Source organism: Bradyrhizobium sp. Crot121, from assembly GCF_059512385.1.
Window position 1 is genome coordinate 16,883 of the sequence record NZ_JCAMOR010000022.1, and the last position, 17,147, is coordinate 34,029.

15 protein-coding genes are annotated in these 17,147 nt (G+C 64.9%); 10 read left to right on the forward strand and 5 right to left on the reverse strand.

The window, feature by feature from the left end:
* Positions 1-195 precede the first annotated feature (195 nt).
* From AC5ZGW_RS20220 to AC5ZGW_RS20235, 4 genes are all read left to right on the forward strand, one after another.
* Positions 196-1,149 (forward strand): aspartate carbamoyltransferase catalytic subunit, encoded by a 954-nt coding sequence (locus AC5ZGW_RS20220; RefSeq protein ID WP_130228453.1) that lies wholly within the window; start codon positions 196-198, stop codon positions 1,147-1,149.
* Positions 1,150-1,153: 4 nt separating this feature from the next.
* Positions 1,154-2,455, forward strand: coding sequence for a dihydroorotase (locus AC5ZGW_RS20225; RefSeq protein ID WP_028166686.1), 1,302 nt, complete (start codon positions 1,154-1,156; stop codon positions 2,453-2,455).
* Positions 2,456-2,556: 101 nt separating this feature from the next.
* On the forward strand, positions 2,557-3,153 hold the full coding sequence (gene plsY / locus AC5ZGW_RS20230) for a glycerol-3-phosphate 1-O-acyltransferase PlsY (RefSeq protein WP_028166687.1): 597 nt from the start codon (positions 2,557-2,559) through the stop codon (positions 3,151-3,153).
* Between the two features lie 152 nt (positions 3,154-3,305).
* Positions 3,306-4,526 (forward strand): patatin-like phospholipase family protein, encoded by a 1,221-nt coding sequence (locus tag AC5ZGW_RS20235; RefSeq protein ID WP_130228454.1) that lies wholly within the window; start codon positions 3,306-3,308, stop codon positions 4,524-4,526.
* On the opposite strand, the gene AC5ZGW_RS20240 is transcribed toward AC5ZGW_RS20235, so the two are convergent.
* Entirely contained in the window at positions 4,521-5,762 is a 1,242-nt protein-coding gene (locus tag AC5ZGW_RS20240) for an amidase (protein ID WP_130228455.1), read from the reverse strand. The two genes, AC5ZGW_RS20235 and AC5ZGW_RS20240, sit on opposite strands and share 6 nt — an antisense overlap.
* Positions 5,763-5,994: 232 nt before the next feature.
* Here AC5ZGW_RS20240 and dprA point away from each other — a divergent pair, with 232 nt between their 5' ends.
* On the forward strand, positions 5,995-7,107 hold the full coding sequence (gene dprA, locus AC5ZGW_RS20245; protein WP_028166690.1) for a DNA-processing protein DprA: 1,113 nt from the start codon (positions 5,995-5,997) through the stop codon (positions 7,105-7,107).
* Positions 7,108-7,260: 153 nt separating this feature from the next.
* On the opposite strand, the gene AC5ZGW_RS20250 is transcribed toward dprA, so the two are convergent.
* The gene (locus AC5ZGW_RS20250) at positions 7,261-7,662 is read right to left on the reverse strand and encodes a winged helix-turn-helix transcriptional regulator (protein WP_130228456.1); all 402 of its coding nucleotides are present in this window, start codon (positions 7,660-7,662) and stop codon (positions 7,261-7,263) included.
* Positions 7,663-7,762: 100 nt separating this feature from the next.
* Between AC5ZGW_RS20250 and AC5ZGW_RS20255 the strand changes: the two genes are divergently transcribed.
* On the forward strand, positions 7,763-8,371 hold the full coding sequence (locus AC5ZGW_RS20255; RefSeq protein ID WP_130228457.1) for an FMN-dependent NADH-azoreductase: 609 nt from the start codon (positions 7,763-7,765) through the stop codon (positions 8,369-8,371).
* Between the two features lie 110 nt (positions 8,372-8,481).
* On the opposite strand, the gene AC5ZGW_RS20260 is transcribed toward AC5ZGW_RS20255, so the two are convergent.
* Complete coding sequence (locus AC5ZGW_RS20260; protein WP_165435422.1) at positions 8,482-8,640, reverse strand: hypothetical protein; 159 nt, start codon at positions 8,638-8,640, stop codon at positions 8,482-8,484.
* Between the two features lie 201 nt (positions 8,641-8,841).
* A complete protein-coding gene (locus AC5ZGW_RS20265) occupies positions 8,842-9,630 on the reverse strand; it encodes an SDR family NAD(P)-dependent oxidoreductase (RefSeq protein WP_165435423.1) in 789 nt (262 codons plus the stop codon).
* Positions 9,631-9,734: 104 nt separating this feature from the next.
* Here AC5ZGW_RS20265 and AC5ZGW_RS20270 point away from each other — a divergent pair, with 104 nt between their 5' ends.
* Positions 9,735-10,208 (forward strand): winged helix-turn-helix transcriptional regulator, encoded by a 474-nt coding sequence (locus AC5ZGW_RS20270; protein WP_130228459.1) that lies wholly within the window; start codon positions 9,735-9,737, stop codon positions 10,206-10,208.
* Between the two features lie 932 nt (positions 10,209-11,140).
* Here AC5ZGW_RS20270 and AC5ZGW_RS20275 read toward each other — a convergent pair.
* The gene (locus AC5ZGW_RS20275) at positions 11,141-11,284 is read right to left on the reverse strand and encodes a hypothetical protein (protein ID WP_245287282.1); all 144 of its coding nucleotides are present in this window, start codon (positions 11,282-11,284) and stop codon (positions 11,141-11,143) included.
* A gap of 326 nt (positions 11,285-11,610) precedes the next feature.
* Between AC5ZGW_RS20275 and topA the strand changes: the two genes are divergently transcribed.
* The 3 genes from topA to AC5ZGW_RS20290 are packed head-to-tail and all read left to right on the forward strand — an operon-like array spanning position 11,611 to position 17,114.
* Entirely contained in the window at positions 11,611-14,352 is a 2,742-nt protein-coding gene (gene topA / locus AC5ZGW_RS20280) for a type I DNA topoisomerase (protein WP_130231023.1), read from the forward strand.
* Complete coding sequence (gene rnr, locus AC5ZGW_RS20285; RefSeq protein WP_130231025.1) at positions 14,353-16,683, forward strand: ribonuclease R; 2,331 nt, start codon at positions 14,353-14,355, stop codon at positions 16,681-16,683. It begins immediately after the preceding gene.
* Positions 16,671-17,114, forward strand: coding sequence for a DUF983 domain-containing protein (locus AC5ZGW_RS20290; RefSeq protein WP_130231027.1), 444 nt, complete (start codon positions 16,671-16,673; stop codon positions 17,112-17,114). Before rnr ends, AC5ZGW_RS20290 begins: the two co-directional genes overlap by 13 nt.
* Positions 17,115-17,147 lie beyond the last annotated feature (33 nt).

Below are 17,147 nucleotides of genomic sequence, written 5' to 3' on the forward strand. Positions count from 1 at the left end.
TTGCGTCATGGCCGGGCTCGTCCCGGCCATCCACGTTCTTTGCGGCCGATACTTCTTTGCGGCAGATATTAAGTAAGCCGTGGATGCCCGGGACAAGCCCGGGCATGACGACGCCGTGACAGACCCGGGGATAACTCATCCACCCCCTATTCCCGCTTGCCCCGCCGACCATCCACGCCTATAGCTCTGGCTTTAATGACCCCATCATTGAAATCGACCTTTGTCCTCGGTCACCGGCATTTGCTGGGCATCGAGGGGCTTTCCGCTGCCGACATCACCGGGCTGCTTGACCTGTCCGAGGAGTATGTCGAGCTCAACCGCCAGGTGGACAAGAAACGCGCATCCTTGCGCGGCCGCACCCAGGTCAACCTGTTCTTCGAGGCCTCGACCCGCACGCAATCCTCCTTCGAGATCGCGGGAAAAAGGCTGGGCGCCGACGTCATGAACATGTCGGTGTCCTCGTCCTCGATGCGCAAGGGTGAGACCCTGATGGACACCGCGGTGACGCTGAACGCGATGCATCCGGATATCCTGGTGGTGCGCCACCATGCCTCCGGCGCCGTGGAACTGCTGGCGCGCAAGGTTGACGGTTCCGTGATCAATGCCGGCGACGGTGCGCATGAGCATCCGACCCAGGGCCTGCTCGACGCGCTGACGATCCGCCGCAACAAGGGCCGGATCGAGGGGCTGGTGGTCGCGATCTGCGGCGACGTCATGCATTCCCGCGTCGCACGCTCCAACATCCTCCTGCTCAACACCATGGGCGCCCGCGTCCGCGTCGTTGCGCCCTCGACGCTTGTGCCGCGCGGCATCGAGCGGATGGGAGTGGAGGTCGCCCGCGACATGCGCGAGGGGCTAGACGGGGCCGACATCGTGATGATGCTGCGCCTGCAGCGCGAGCGCATGAACGGCTCCTTCGTGCCGTCCTCGGGCGAATATTTCCAGTATTTCGGCCTCGACCAGAAGAAGCTGTCCTACGCCAAATCAGATGCACTGGTGATGCATCCGGGGCCGATGAACCGCGGCGTCGAGATCGACTCGGCTGTCGCCGACGGCGCGCAGTCGGTGATCCGCGAACAAGTCGAAATGGGAGTGGCAGTGCGCATGGCGGTGCTGGAAGCGCTCGCCCGCAACCTGCCGAATGCGTGAGATCATGCTGACCGATCGTCGTCCAATCCTGCTTGCCAATGCCCGCGTCGTCGATCCCTCCCGCGATCTCGACGGGCCCGCCGACGTCCTGATCGCCGACGGCATGATCCGCGATAGCAAACGCGGCATCGGCACGACCGGCGTCCCAGAGGGTACCGACATCGTCAATTGCGCCGGCAAGATCGTCGCTCCCGGTCTGATCGACATGCGCGCCTTTGTCGGCGAGCCCGGCGCCAACCATCGCGAGACCTTTGCCTCGGCTAGCCTCGCCGCAGCCGCCGGCGGCATCACCACCATCATCTGCCAGCCGAACACCTCGCCGGTGATCGACAATTCGGCGACCGTCGATTTCGTGATGCGCCGCGCCCGCGACACTGCGATCGTCAACATCCATCCAATGGCGGCACTGACCAAGGGCTTGGGCGGCGAGGAGATGACCGAGATCGGCCTCCTCAAGGCCGCCGGCGCGGTCGCCTTCACCGATGGCGACAAGAGCGTCACCAACGCGCAGGTGATGCGCCGCGCGCTCACCTACGCCCGCGACTTCGACGCGCTGATCGTGCATCACACCGAGGATCCCGACCTCGTCGGCGAAGGCGTGATGAACGAGGGCGAGTTTGCGACGAGGCTGGGGCTTGCCGGCATCCCGAATGCCGCCGAGTCGATCATGCTCGAGCGCGACGTGCGGCTCGCAGCGCTCACCGGCGGGCGTTATCACGCGGCCTCCCTCTCCACGGCGGAGTCGCTTGAGATCCTCAAACGCGCCCGCGATGCTGGCGCCGACGTCTCCGCCTCCGTCTCGATCAACCACGTCACGCTGAACGAGAACGATATCGGGCCTTACAGGACGTTCCTGAAACTGTCGCCGCCGCTGCGCACCGAGGATGACCGCCAGGCATTGGTCGCAGCGCTGGCCTCGGGTCTTATCGACGTCATCATGTCCGATCACAATCCGCAGGACGTCGAGGTCAAGCGCCTGCCGTTCGCCGAGGCCGCCCCCGGCGCGGTCGGGCTGCAGACCATGCTGCCGGCGGCCTTGCGTTTGGTCCATAATGGCGAGATGGATTTCAAGACCTTGATCCGGGCGATGTCGACCCGACCTGCCGAACTGCTGGGCCTGCCCGGCGGCTCGCTGCGCGCGGGTTCGCCGGCCGACGTGATCGTGATCGATCCGGACACGCCCTGGGTGCTCGATCCCGCCGACCTCAAATCGCTGTGCAAGAACACGCCCTTCGACGAGGCCCGCTTCTCCGGCCGCGTCGTACGCACCATTGTCGGTGGGCGGACGGTGTATGAACATGTCTAGAGCGTTTTCAAGCGAAGTGGATACCGGTTCGCGTCAAGAAAACGCGTCAAGAAAAAGAGACACCTCCGAGACATGCCGCGCCTGCGGCGGGAGCGCCGGCCATGTCCTCTGACGCCTTCCTGATCGTCGCGTTTCTGATCGGCTATCTCTTCGGCTCGGTCCCGTTCGGCCTGATCCTGACCAAGATCGCCGGCACACAGGATCTGCGCTCGATCGGGTCCGGAAATATCGGCGCCACCAATGTGCTGCGCACCGGGCGCAAGGGGCTCGCCGCGGCCACGCTGATCTTCGACATGCTGAAGGGCACCGCTGCAGTCGTGCTGTCGGGCTATCTCGGCGGCCCGAATGCGGCGATGGTGGCCGGACTCGGCGCCTTCCTCGGCCATCTCTATCCGGTCTGGCTCGGATTCAAGGGCGGCAAGGGCGTCGCTACCTATATCGGCGTGCTGATCGGCCTGTTCTGGCCGGCCGCGGCCGTCTATGGAGCCGTCTGGCTCGCGACCGCCTTCACCACGCGCTATTCGTCGCTCTCAGCGCTGGTGGCCGCCGTCGTCACCCCAATCTTCCTGTGGTGGTTCGACCACGCCGCACTCGCCGCGCTCGCCGCGGTGCTGATGCTCATGCTGTTCTACACCCATCGCGAAAACATCAAGCGCTTGCTGGCGGGAACCGAGGGGCGCATCGGCCAAAAGGCCTAGAATTCGCCATCAACCTGTTGAGGACGGGTCACATCTGTCCGAAATTCTTGCGCGACACTGGCAAACGGTAACGCGGGCTGTCATCCTTCGATTCAAATGGCGTCATACGGTTTCGTCAGGTGGACGGGATCGAACAGGATGGGATTAGCGGAATGAGCGCGCCCGATGTCGCGTCGCGTCCGGTGAGTACGTCCGGCGCGAGCGCCCTGCTCGCGGCCAGCGAAATCTGGTCATTCTCCGGCAAGACACCGACTGCCGTCGATTCAGCAGCCAAGTCCAGCTCGGAAGCTGAGCTGCCTGCCCCATCACTCCCGGACGCCATCCTGAACATGCAATCGGCGCGGGCCGACCTGCGGGCGCGCTCGCCGGTCGATAGACCGAAAAAAACGGACGCACGCGAATCGCTGGTCTGGCCGCCGCGACAATTATCGCTGGCACTGCAGGGCGGCGGCACCTTTGCCGCGTTCACGTGGGGCGCACTCGAGCGGCTCCTGGAAGAACCGGATTGCGCGTTGGACACCATCAGCGGCGCCAGCGCCGGCGCCGTCAATGCCGCGCTGCTCGCTTGCGGCCTGGTGGAAGGTGGCCGCGAAGGCGCACGTGCCGCGCTCAACCGGTTCTGGATGCGGATGATGCACGAGGCTTCGTTCCGCTCGCTGATGCTGGTCGGAGGATTCTCGCCGGCCGGACGGTCGGTCGCATTCGGGCCGACGCTGCGGTCCGGCCAGTTCGATCCGTTCGATCTCGATCCGCTGCGCCAGGCGCTCTGGAGGGATATCGATTTCTCCGCGCTGCAGAGCCCCGCCAGCCCGAAGCTTTTGGTCGCGGCGACACGCGTGCGCGACGGCCGGCAGCAAGTCTTCGGCAATGACGAGATCACCGCCGATGTGCTGCTCGCCTCGACCTGCCCGCCCCTGATCCATTGCGCGGTCGAAATCGACGGCGAGTCCTATTGGGACGGCGGCTTTGGCGGCAATCCCCCGCTGGTCCGACTCGTGCAGGAATCCGAGACGTCCAACGTGCTCGTCGTTCAAGTCACGCCGGCGCGCGACAGCTATGTTCCGATCACGCCCGCCGCGATCGATCGCCGCCTCGACCAGATCACCGCCAATTCCGTGCTCAACGCCGAGATTGCGGCGCTGGAATGGGCGCGTCCTGCGGCAGCCCCCTCGTTGCGACTATTCCGGATCGCAGCGGAAGATGAGATCGACGGGCTCGCCCAGCGCAGCGCCACCGATCTCGGGCCGGGCTTCATTCGCCAACTGCATCGGAGCGGCCGCAAGGCTGCCGAACGTTTCCTGGCGCAAGATGCCGGCTCGACGCGAATCGAGACGCCGCGCAAGTCGCGCGCCGCCGAGCCCGCACTGTTATAGTTTCGCCAGCGCCATCTCGACAAAGCGCGCCGCCGCCAGCGCCTTGGCGTCGGCAGCGAATGGCGCGATCACCTGCACGCCGACAGGCAAGTTGCCTTCGGCCACGTAGGTCGGCACGTTGACGCAAGGAACGCCCATCAACGTCCATAGCCGGTTGTAGCGGGGATCGCCGGTCGACGAGAGCCCCTTCGGCGCAGCACCGGGCGCGGACAGCGTCAGCAGCACGTCGACATCCGCAAACGCTTGCGTAAGCGCCTGCCGCGCACTACCGGCGACATCGATCGCCTCGTCGTATTGAGCCGCGCTGACATCCCTGCTCTCGTCAAGCCGGCCGCGCAGCAATGGCGGCATTGCGTCGTAGTTCTCGCGATATTTCCACGCCAGTGACCGGTGCGCCTCGAAATCCTGCACCACCGGCTGAATGCGCCAGGCTTCCGCAACGATCTCAGGCAATGACAGCGCGCGAACCGAAGCACCAGCGCGCTCGGCCATCTGCGCCGCGATCCTTAGCGCCTCCGCGCCCGACGCATCGGGCGCACCGGCAAAGTCCTGCGTCACGATGCCGATCCGCGGCGCTGTGATGGTGTCGGGCAACCGCAGCGCCGGCCGTCCCGTCATCGCCGCCAGCGCCACCGCGAGGTCGCTCACGCCTGAAGCGAACAGGCCGACGGTATCGAGCGTCCAGGAAAAGCACTTGACGCCGACCGTCGGCAGCAGCCGGTAGGACGGCTTGATCGCGGCCACGCCGCAATACGACGCCGGCCGGATCACCGAGCCTGCCGTCTGCGTCCCCAGCGCCAGCGGAATCATCCCGGCCGCGACCGCCGCCGCTGAGCCTGCCGACGATCCGCCCGGCGTGTGGCCATGATTGCGCGGATTGAGCGTCGCCGTCGGATCGTTCGCAGCGAACGCCGTCGTCGTGGTCTTGCCGACGATCGTGGCGCCGGCCTGCTTCAGCATCATCACGACAGACGCATCGGCGCGCGGCCGGTGTCCCCGGTAGATCGACGCCCCCATCTCGGTCGGGAAATCCGCGGTGTCGATGATGTCTTTGATCCCGACCGCAATCCCGCGCAGCGGCCCCGCCGCCTGCGCGCGCGGATTCTCCGCCCGCGACACGAAGGCGCCGATCGTCTTCTCCTCGGCATCGACCGCCGCGAGCGATTGGGCAAGCGCTGCATCGGGCGAGAGCTCGCCCTGCTCGATGCGACGGGTGAGTTCGGCAAGCGAGATCATCGGGAATTTCCTCCCTTCATTGGTTGGATTGGTTTTACGGGCCGCCTCCTCCTCGGGCAAGTAAATCGGACGGAAGGCCTTCACCTCCTCGTCATGGCCGGGCTTGTCCCGGCCATCCACGCCTTGCTGTGCCCCGTGCAAAGAACGTGGATGCCCGGGACAAGCCCGGGCATGACGAAGGAGACGGCAAACAAGTTGATCGCGATATCCGATTGGGCGAAGCTGCGCCGCCATGCATGACCGCACGCCCAATCACCAACTCACCGACACCGAACGCCTCGACCGCCTGCGGCTGATCCGCTCGGAGAATGTCGGGCCACGCACCTTTCGCTCGCTCCTCAATCATTTCGGCGACGCGCGCACCGCGCTCGAACATCTGCCGGACATGGCGCGCCGTGGCGGCGGTGGTGCGGGACGCATCTGCACGGTCGAGGAGGCAAAGGCCGAGCTTGCGGCCTGCAAGAAGCAGGGCGTCAGCCTGGTCGCGCCGGGCGAAGCCCCCTATCCGGCACGGCTTGCCACCATCGATGACGCGCCGCCGCTGCTTGCGGTGCGCGGCGCGCTTGACGCTCTGGCGCGGCCGATGATCGCGATCGTCGGCTCGCGCAATGCATCCGGCGCCGGGCTGAAATTTGCAAGCACCCTCGCCCATGATCTCGGCGACGCCGGCTTCGTCGTGATCTCCGGTCTCGCCCGCGGCATCGACCAGGCCGCGCATCGCGCTACCACGACGACCGGCACCGTCGCGGTGCTCGCCGGCGGTCACGACCGGATCTATCCGCCCGAGCATGAGGACCTGCTCGCGGCCTTGCTCGAACAAGGCGCAGCGATCTCCGAAATGCCGCTCGGCCACACCCCGCGCGCCCGCGACTTCCCGCGCCGCAACCGCCTGATCTCGGGTGCTGCGCTCGGCGTGGTCATCGTCGAAGCCGCGCACCGCTCGGGCTCGCTGATAACAGCGCGCATGGCGGCGGAACAGGGCCGCGAAGTCTTCGCCGTCCCCGGCTCGCCGCTCGATCCGCGCGCGGCCGGCACCAACGATCTGATCAAGCAGGGCGCGGCGCTCGTGACCAACGCGAGCGACATCATCAACGCGGTGCAGCCGATCATGGAGCGGCCGTTCGCGCTCGCTGCACGCGAAAGCGATGACGAGCCGCTCGATTTCGACACCGATCCGAGCGAGCGCGAACGCATCGTCGCGCTGCTCGGCCCGAGCCCGGTCAGCCTCGACGACCTGATCCGGATGTCGGGCCTGTCCGCCACCATCGTTCGCACGGTGCTGCTCGAGCTTGAACTCGCCGGCCGTCTCGAACGCCACGGCGGCGGACTGGTGTCGCTGGTCTAGGACGTCGTTTCTTCACCTCGCCCATAGGGAGAGGTCGAATTGCGAAGCAATTCGGGTGAGGGGTTACAGTCCCTCGATAGAGCGGATCCCCTCACCCGGCGCTGCGCGCCGACCTCTCCTATGGGAGAGGTGCAGATCCCTCGTCTCCATCGTTCACCCCCGCTCGTTCCGCGCATCGAACTCGCCTCGCGCGCGCTCGATTTCGGGCAAATGCTCGAACGCCCATTGGCCTAGCGCCTGCACCGGCTTTGAGAGGCCGCGACCGAGATCGGTCAGCTCGTAGTCGACGCGCGGCGGGATGGTTGGAAACACCGTGCGCGTGACCAGCCCGTCGCGCTCCAGCCCGCGTAGCGTCAGGGTCAGCATCCGCTGCGAGATGCCGCCGATCGTGCGCTTGAGCTCGTTGAAGCGGCGCGGTCCGTTACCGAGCAGCATGATCACCAGCACGCTCCATTTGTCGCCGACCCGCGCCAGCACCGAGGCCACGCCACGGCAGTCGCCGCCGGTATGCGGGATCGGTTCCAGGACAGGCACATGGATGTGCGCGGGTTTCACTGATGTGCTCCGGTGAGAAAAATGTGCGTTCTTGCGGGGTTTTGCCACGGTCACTCATATAGCGCCAGTTACAAACCTATACCAAAGGGTGACACCAACCATGAAACTTCTGCATCTCGACTCCAGCGTGCTGGGCCCGCACTCCGTCAGCCGTCAGGTTTCCGCCGCCATCGTCGACCGGCTGGCCAAGACCCATCCCGGCCTCGACATCACCTATCGCGACCTGACGACGACGCCGCTCGCCCACCTCTCGGGTTCCCACCTCGCCGCGAGCCAGGGTGCCACGCCGGAAGCCTCGCTGCAGGCGGACATCGCCGCGGGCCAGCAGGTGCTGGACGAATTCCTGGCAGCCGACATCGTCGTGCTCGGCGCGCCCATGTACAATTTCACTATCCCCAGCCAGCTCAAGGCGTGGATCGATCGTATCCTGGTGGCCGGCAAGACGTTCAGGTACGGCGCTGCCGGCGTCGAGGGCCTTGCCGGCAACAAGCGCATCATCGTCGCGGTCTCGCGCGGCGGCTATTACGGCGCCGGCACGCCGATGGCGGTGGCCGAGCATTTGGAGACCTATTTGCGTTGGGTGTTCGGCTTCATCGGCGTGAAGGATCCCGAATTCATCTCCGCCGACGGAATCCAGGTCGGACCGGAGCATCGGGAGAAAGCCGTCGCGGGCGCATTGCAAGCTGCCGGCAATCTCAGCGCGGCTTGAGATGCGTCCTCGCCGTCATGCCCGGGCTTGTCCCGGGCATCCACGTTGCCGCGACAAGAAAGGCGTGGATGGCCGGGTCGAGCCCGGCCATGACGAATGGAGAAAACGCTCTAATACCAGGCGCCCTGCACGCCGAAGATCAGGGCGACCAGCGAAATCAAAAGGCCGATCCCGGCAAACAGAGTGATCGAAACGAACTGCGTGTTGTCTGACTTCTGCGAGGCGCGGGAAGCCGAGACCGAAGTAGACGTGCGGACGGCGGTCGGCATGGCTGCTCTCCAAATCAAATGGTCAAAGAAATTTCCCTGCCCACCAGAACTGTCTTGGCAGCTACGACCAAGGTTCAATGCCTTGTGCCCAGTCCAATGAAATAATGCCGGCGCACCCGAAGCTCCGGTTCTGGCTAAATCAGAACCGAAGCTCCGTGTTCTTCTCTTGACGCGTTTTCTTTACGCGAACCGGATCACCGCTTATTGCCGCGGGCTCTGTCCCCGATAGATCGGAGCGCCGGCGGGCAAGGCAGTGGCACCGCCATCGACGAACAGCTCCTGCCCCTGGATATGAGCGGAATCGTCGGAAGCCAGGAACAGCACCGTCTTGGAGATGTGATCGGGTTCGCCGAGCCCACGTAACGGCGTCGACAGAGCGATGCGCGCCTCGAACGCCTTTTCTGCTTCAGGCGTTGCGGTCGCGGCACCCCAGATCGGCGTGCGGATGGCGCCGGGCGCGACCACGTTGACCCGAATGCCGCGCGGCGACAGTTCGGCGGCCATCACGCGCGCCATCGCGCGCACGCCGCCCTTGCTCGCGGCATAGGCCGAATAGCCCGGATTTCCCAGCATCGAGATCACCGACCCGTTGAGAATGACCGAAGCGCCGTCATTGAGATGCGGCACGGCCGCCTGCACCGTGAAGAACACGGCGGTTAAATTGGTGCGGATCACCTGCTCGAAAGCCGCGAGCGTGGTGCCGCCGAGCGGCGTCTGGCCGGGAATGCCGGCATTGGCAAAGACGATGTCGAGCTTGCCGAATTTCTGCGCGGCCTGCGCGACCGCGGCCTCCGTCGCTGCGACGTCGGTGGCGTCGGCAACGATCGCGATCGCATTCGGTCCCAGTTCCTTGGCCGCCGCTTCCAGCGTCGCCCGGTTTCGTCCGGTGATCGCAACCTTGGCGCCCTCCTGAACGAACAGACGTGCGGTCGCAAGACCGATGCCGCTGTTGCCGCCTGTGATCAACGCCGTCTTGTTCGCCAGTCTCACGATAGCCTCCAGTGGTTGCATTATTAAACTTCGTTGGACAACTAGGCGATCTGGTTTTATAATGCAACTACACAAGCCTGTGATATGTCTGGACGGAGATCTTGATGGTGAAGCGGACAAGCCTTGAGGGCGCGGAATGCCCAATCGCGCGCTCGCTGGATGTGCTGGGCGACTGGTGGTCGCTATTGATCATCCGCGATGCGCTGATGGGGCGGCGCCGCTTCGGCGAGTTCCAGAAGAGCCTGGGGCTCGCGAGGAACATCCTCACCGTGCGGCTGCGCGCGCTGATGAACCAGGGCATATTGGAATTGGCCCCCGCGTCCGACGGCAGCGCCTATAAGGAATATGTGCTGACCCCAAAAGGCTTCGGGGTCTTCCCGATCCTGGTGGCGCTCCGGCAGTGGAGCGAGGAATTCGACGACCATCCGGAAGAGATCGGCACCACCATGGTGGATCGCGAAAACCGCAAGCCGGTGAAGAAACTCGCGCTATGTTCCCAGGACGGCCGGCTGCTGTCGGTCGCCGACATCACCCTGAAGCGCGGCGCACCGAAGCGCGCCAGGCGCGGTGGGGCGTAGGTCCTGCTTCATCTGTGATTCGTTGCGCGCCGCAGCCTACGTCGTCATTCCGGGGCGCGACGAAGTCGAGAACCCGGAATCCATTGCGCGGCTTGCGTCGGCGGAGAAATGGATTCCGGGCTCGATGCTTCGCATCGCCCCGGAATGACAGGGGGACGCATCGCGCAATCCCCTCCTCCGTCATGGCCAGGCTTGACCCGGCCATCCACGTTCTCTCCCGTGCACGGAGGCAAAGCACGTGGATGCCCGGGGACAAGCCCGGGCATGACGGCGTCGTCTCATTCGCGCGATTTTCCTTAAGCCAATCAACGTGATTTGCTTCGTCCAGCCCTCTTACAAAAAACATTCCGCTTCCGCCGTCGGGCAAATCAGTGATTTAACTCCGCGCGTCTCACCCGAGAGAGGGGCGGCTCGCGATCGTCACGAACGTTGCGGTGAGATGCGGTGGACGCGATGTGTGTGACTGACGAGCGCGCGCATTACGGACGGCGAAGTCGTGTGGTCCTGGCGCCCCGACGCTGGCGCTAAGTTTTTTGCGCGAAGAAGTTCGCACAAGAGATGATGGTGGCAAGAAAGCCCGGTCACCAGGGAGAGCGCGAAGGAAACCGTAAAACCATCGCGCAGGGAAAGCCGGAATGCTTCGGTTGAACCTGTGGTCCTACCCCCGTGCTTTTTGTTGCACGGGACCCATGGGTGCAACCGGCACCCGGCTTTCCCTGCGCCCTCTGCTCAATGAGAGGGTGAAGAGATACGCAAACCTCGGACGCAACGCGCCGCGAGAATGCGGACCCACATCCTCTCCGCTGTTTGAAAACCGAATCGGAAACGTAGGATGGGTAGAGCAAAGCGAAACCCATCATTCACGCCGCTTGCTCCATCGTGATGGGTTTCGCTTCCGCTCTACCCATCCTACGGGACAGTGCGACGCCCCTTCACGACAGCTTGCGCTTGCTGCGCAGGCGCAGCCGTTCTTCGGCCTCGAGCTTCGCCATGCCCAAGAGATGACTCAAGACCTCCAACCGGTGACGTTCCGCGAGCTTCACGAGCTCGGTCACAGTCTCCGCAATGAAGGCCACGGCCTCATCAGGGCCGCCCTCCTCGCCGGTTTCATCCAGATGCGATCGCTTTTCCCGACCAGAAGCGGAGCGCTTCCGGCGGCCTCCCGCCCTAGCCAAAAATTTTTTCCAAAAGCACCATTTTGAAATGAGGATAGGGCCTTTTCGGCCGCAACTCTAGGACGCATTCTGCAACTTCCTAGATATTAAGTCGTAGACCCGCCCCACCCTCTCAATATCCTTCGATTTGACAGGGGGCCCCTCAACACCCATGTTCGCCCCGACAGAGGGGGTCGCGAGTCTCGCGGAGCCCGCTTTCAGTTCCTCCCATAAGCTATTGGAATGACATGAATATCGTCATTGTGGAGTCGCCGGCCAAAGCCAAGACTATCAACAAATATCTGGGCTCCTCCTACGAGGTCCTGGCCTCGTTCGGCCATGTCCGCGACCTCCCCGCCAAGAACGGATCGGTCGATCCGGACTCCAATTTCCAGATGATCTGGGAGGTCGATCCCAAGGCTGCCGGCCGACTCAATGACATCGCCAAGGCGCTGAAAGGTGCCGATCGCCTGATTCTCGCGACCGACCCTGATCGCGAGGGCGAGGCGATCTCCTGGCACGTGCTGGAGGTGTTGAAGGAGAAGCGCGCGCTGAAGGATCAGAAGATCGAGCGCGTGGTGTTCAACGCCATCACCAAGCAGGCGGTCTCCGAAGCGATGAAGACGCCGCGCCAGATCGACGGCGCGCTGGTCGACGCCTATATGGCGCGCCGCGCGCTCGACTATCTCGTCGGCTTCACCCTCTCCCCCGTGCTCTGGCGCAAATTGCCGGGCGCGCGTTCCGCCGGCCGGGTGCAGTCGGTGGCGCTGCGTCTGGTCTGCGACCGCGAGCTCGAGATCGAGAAGTTCGTACCGAGGGAATATTGGTCGCTGGTCGCGACGCTTCTGACGCCCCGCGGCGACGCCTTCGAGGCACGGCTCGTCGGCGCCGACGGCAAGAAGATCGCGCGGCTCGACATCGGCTCGGGCGCGGAAGCCGAAGATTTTCGTAAAGCCATCGAAGCCGCGCTGTTCAAGGTCGCGACCGTCGAAGCAAAGCCCGCCCGGCGCAATCCGCAGGCGCCCTTCACCACATCGACGCTGCAGCAGGAAGCCAGCCGCAAGCTCGGCTTCGCGCCGGCCCACACCATGCGCATCGCGCAGCGGCTCTATGAAGGCATCGACATCGGCGGCGAGACCACCGGCCTCATCACCTATATGCGTACCGACGGCGTGCAGATCGATCCGTCCGCGATCACCCAGGCGCGCAAGGTGATTGGCGAGGACTTCGGCAACGCCTATGTGCCCGACGCTCCGCGCCAGTACCAGGCCAAGGCCAAGAACGCGCAGGAAGCGCACGAAGCGATCCGCCCGACCGATCTCTCGCGCCGGCCCGCCGAGCTGAAGCGGCGGCTGGATAACGATCAGGCGCGGCTCTACGAATTGATCTGGACCCGCACCATCGCCAGCCAGATGGAATCCGCTGAGCTCGAGCGCACCACCGTCGACATCGAAGCCAAGGCCGGCTCGCGTGTGCTGGAATTGCGCGCCACCGGCCAGGTGATCAAGTTCGACGGCTTCCTCGCGCTCTACCAGGAAGGCCGCGACGACGAAGAAGACGAAGACTCCCGCCGCCTGCCCGCGATGAGCGCGGGCGAGCCGCTGAAGCGGCAGGACCTGACCGTCACCCAGCATTTCACCGAGCCGCCGCCGCGCTTCTCGGAAGCCTCGCTGGTCAAGCGCATGGAAGAGCTCGGCATCGGCCGTCCCTCGACCTATGCCTCGATCCTGCAGGTGCTGAAGGACCGCGGCTACGTGAAGCTCGAGAAGCGGCGCCTGCACGGCGAGGACAAGGGGCGCGTCGTGATCGCGTTCCTGGAGAGCTTCTTCCGCCGCTATGTTGAATACGACTTCACCGCCGATCTCGAGGAACAGCTCGACCGCATCTCGAACAACGAGATCTCCTGGCAGCAGGTGCTGAAGGATTTCTGGCGCGACTTCATCGGCGCGGTCAACGACATCAAGGATCTGCGCGTCGCCGAGGTGCTCGACGTGCTCGACGAGATGCTGGGTCCGCACATCTATCCGCCGCGCGCGGATGGTGGCGATCCCCGGCAGTGTCCGACCTGCGGCACCGGCCGATTGAACCTCAAGGCCGGCAAGTTCGGCGCCTTCATCGGCTGCTCGAACTATCCGGAATGCCGCTACACGAGGCCGCTCGCTGCCGATTCCGAGGCTGCCGCCGACCGCGTGCTCGGCCAGGATCCGGACACCGGCTTCGACGTCACCGTGAAGGCGGGACGGTTCGGCCCCTATATCCAGCTCGGCGAGCAGAAGGATTATGCCGAAGGCGAGAAGCCGAAGCGCGCCGGCATTCCGAAGGGCACCTCGCCGAGCGACGTCGATCTTGAACTTGCGCTCAAGCTGTTGTCGCTGCCGCGCGAGGTCGGAAAGCATCCCGAGACGGGCCAACCGATCACCGCCGGCATCGGCCGCTTCGGTCCGTTCGTGAAGCACGAGAAGACCTACGCCTCGCTCGAGGCCGGCGACGAAGTCTTCGACATCGGCCTCAACCGTGCGGTGACGCTGATCGCGGAGAAGATCGCGAAAGGTCCGAGCGGCCGGCGCTTCGGCGCCGATCCCGGCAAACCGCTCGGCGATCATCCGGCGCTTGGCGCGGTCGCGCTCAAGAACGGCCGCTATGGCGCCTATGTCACTGCTGGTGGCGTCAACGCAACGATCCCGAGCGACAAGACGCCTGACGAGGTGACGCTTGCGGACGCGATCGCGCTGATCGACGAGCGCGCAGCCAAGGGCGGCGGCAAGGCGAAGGCCAAGAAAGCCAAGGCGGAAAAACCGGCGAAGGCTGATGGCGACGCCGCGGCGAAGCCTGCCAAGAAGGCGGCGGCAAAGAAGGCGCCGAGCAAGCCGAAATCGGACGCCGCCAGCAAGGCGCGTGCGCCGGTGAAGGCTGCGAAGACATCAGCGGCAAAACCTGCCGCAACATCGAAAACGCCTGCGAAGAAAAGCGCGGGCAAGGCTCGAGGGTAAGTGAAGCAAAAGCCTGACCATGGCTTTCCGGCCAGGGACGCCATTGTCGCCTTTATCCGATCCAATCCCGGAAAAGTCGGCACGCGGGAGATCGCGCGCGAATTCGGGTTGAAGAACGCCGATCGCGTCGAGCTGAAGCGCATGCTGCGCGAGCTGGCCGACGACGGCACGATCGCCAAACGCGGCCGCAAGATTCATGAGCCGGCCGCGCTGCCGCCGACCGTGATGGCCGACGTCACCGGCCGCGATGCCGACGGCGAGCTGATCGCAACGCCCACCGAGTGGGATACGGAAGAGAACGGCACCGCGCCGAAGATCCGTATCGTCACGCCGCGCCATCAGAAGCGCGGCACCACCGCAGGGGTCGGCGACCGTGCGCTGCTGCGCATCGAGATGACGGATGAAGCCGACGGCACGCCCTATCGCGGTCGCATCATCAAGGTCATCGACCACGCCAGGACCCGCGTGCTCGGCCTGTTCCGCGCCCTCCCCGACGGCGGCGGCCGGCTGGTGCCGGTCGACAAGAAGCAGGCGGGGCGCGAACTCAACATCGCCAACGCCGACGCCGCCGGCGCCAAGGATGGCGACCTCGTCAGCGTCGATCTCGTTCGCAGCCGCGGCTTCGGTCTCGCGTCGGGCAAGGTGAAAGAGCGGCTCGGCTCGATCGCGAGCGAAAAGGCGATCAGCCTGATCGCGATCCATACTCACGAAATCCCGCAGGAATTTTCGCGCGGCGCCCTGCGCGAGGCCGAGGAAGCGAGGCCCGCGACGCTGCAGGGACGCGAGGACTGGCGCCACGTGCCGCTGGTCACCATCGATCCGCCCGATGCCAAGGATCACGACGATGCCGTGCATGCGGAAGCCGACCCCGATCCGCACAACAAGGGCGGCTACGTCATCCACGTCGCCATCGCCGACGTCGCCTATTATGTGCGGCCGGGTTCGGCGCTCGACCATGATGCGCTGATCCGCGGCAACTCGGTCTATTTCCCGGACCGCGTGGTGCCGATGCTGCCCGAGCGCATCTCCAACAATCTCTGCTCGCTGGTGCCGGGCGAGCCGCGCGGCGCGCTCGCGGTGCGGCTGGTGATCGGCGCCGACGGCCGCAAGCGTTCGCACACATTCCACCGCGTGCTGATGCGCTCGGCCGCCAAGCTGCACTACGCGCAGGCCCAAGCCGCCATCGACGGCCGGCCGGACGACACCACTGGACCCCTGCTCGATCCGATCCTGAAGCCGCTCTGGGAGGCGTATCGGCTCGTGAAGCTGGCGCGCGACGAGCGCGATCCGCTCGACCTCGATCTGCCCGAGCGCAAGATCCTCTTGAAGGCGGACGGCACGGTCGACCGCGTCATCGTCCCCGAACGTCTCGACGCGCACAGATTGATTGAGGAGTTCATGATCCTCGCCAACGTCGCCGCGGCCGAGACGCTCGAGAAGAAAGGCCTGCCGCTGATCTACCGCGTGCATGACGAGCCGACGCAGGAGAAGGTTTACAACCTCCAGGAATTCCTCAAGACGCTCGATCTTCCCTTCACGAAGGCCGGTGCGCTGCGGCCGTCGATTTTTAACCGCGTGCTGGCACAGGTCGAGGGCGAGGATTACGAGTCGCTGGTCAACGAGGTCGTGCTGCGCTCGCAGGCGCAGGCCGAATACTCCTCGGAGAACTACGGCCATTTCGGCCTGAACTTGAGGCGATACGCGCATTTCACCTCGCCGATCCGGCGCTACGCCGACCTGATCGTGCACCGTGCGCTGATCCGCGCGCTTGGGCTCGGCGATGGCGCCCTGCCGGACAGCGAGACGCCGGAGACGCTTGCCGAGATCGCCGCCGAGATTTCGATGACGGAGCGGCGCGCGATGAAGGCCGAGCGCGAGACCGCCGACCGGCTGATCGCGCATTATCTTGCCGACCGCGTCGGCGCGAGCTTTCAGGGCCGCATCTCCGGCGTCACCCGCTCCGGACTGTTCGTCAAGCTCGATGACACTGGCGCCGATGGATTGATCCCGATCCGGACGCTCGGCACCGAATATTACGACTATGACGAGACGCGTCACGCCCTGATCGGCTCCCGCAGCGGTGCCATGCACCGATTGGGTGACGTGGTCGACGTGCGTCTGGTAGAAGCTGCTCCGATCGCCGGTGCACTACGCTTTGAATTGCTGTCGAGCGGACAAGCCATTCCGCGCGGCAGAAAAAGCGAGGGCCGGCGCGAACGGAAGAAAGAAGTGCGGGGCGCGAAAGCGGGGCGCGCGACGAGCAAGAAGGATCGCAAGCCGGGCAAGCAAAAGTCCGGCAAATCGAAGCGAGGCAAGTCATGGAAACGCTGAAGCCCGTGACGACGGTGTGGACTCGCGAAGCCGCGGCGGCCGAGCGGCGCGACCTGTGGGCGGCCTTGAAGCGCGGCTTTCGCTGCCGCTGCCCACGCTGCGGCCAAGGCAAATTGTTTCGCGCCTTCCTCAAGGTCGATGGTCACTGCCCGGTCTGCGACCTGGATTTTTCGCACCATCGCGCCGACGACCTGCCGGCCTATCTCGTTATCGTCGTCGTCGGCCACATCGTGGTGCCGCTCGCGCTGTGGATCGAGACCAACTATTCACCGCCGGTCTGGCTGCAACTCTCGATCTATCTGCCGCTGACTTTCATCTTGTCGCTGCTGCTGTTGCAGCCGATCAAGGGCGCAGTCGTAGGTTTCCAGTGGGCGATGCGCATGCACGGTTTCGACGAGAACGCGCCAGACGATCTTCCGCCGATCCGATAGCCTTAAATTCAAAAAAATAACAAACGGGGATGG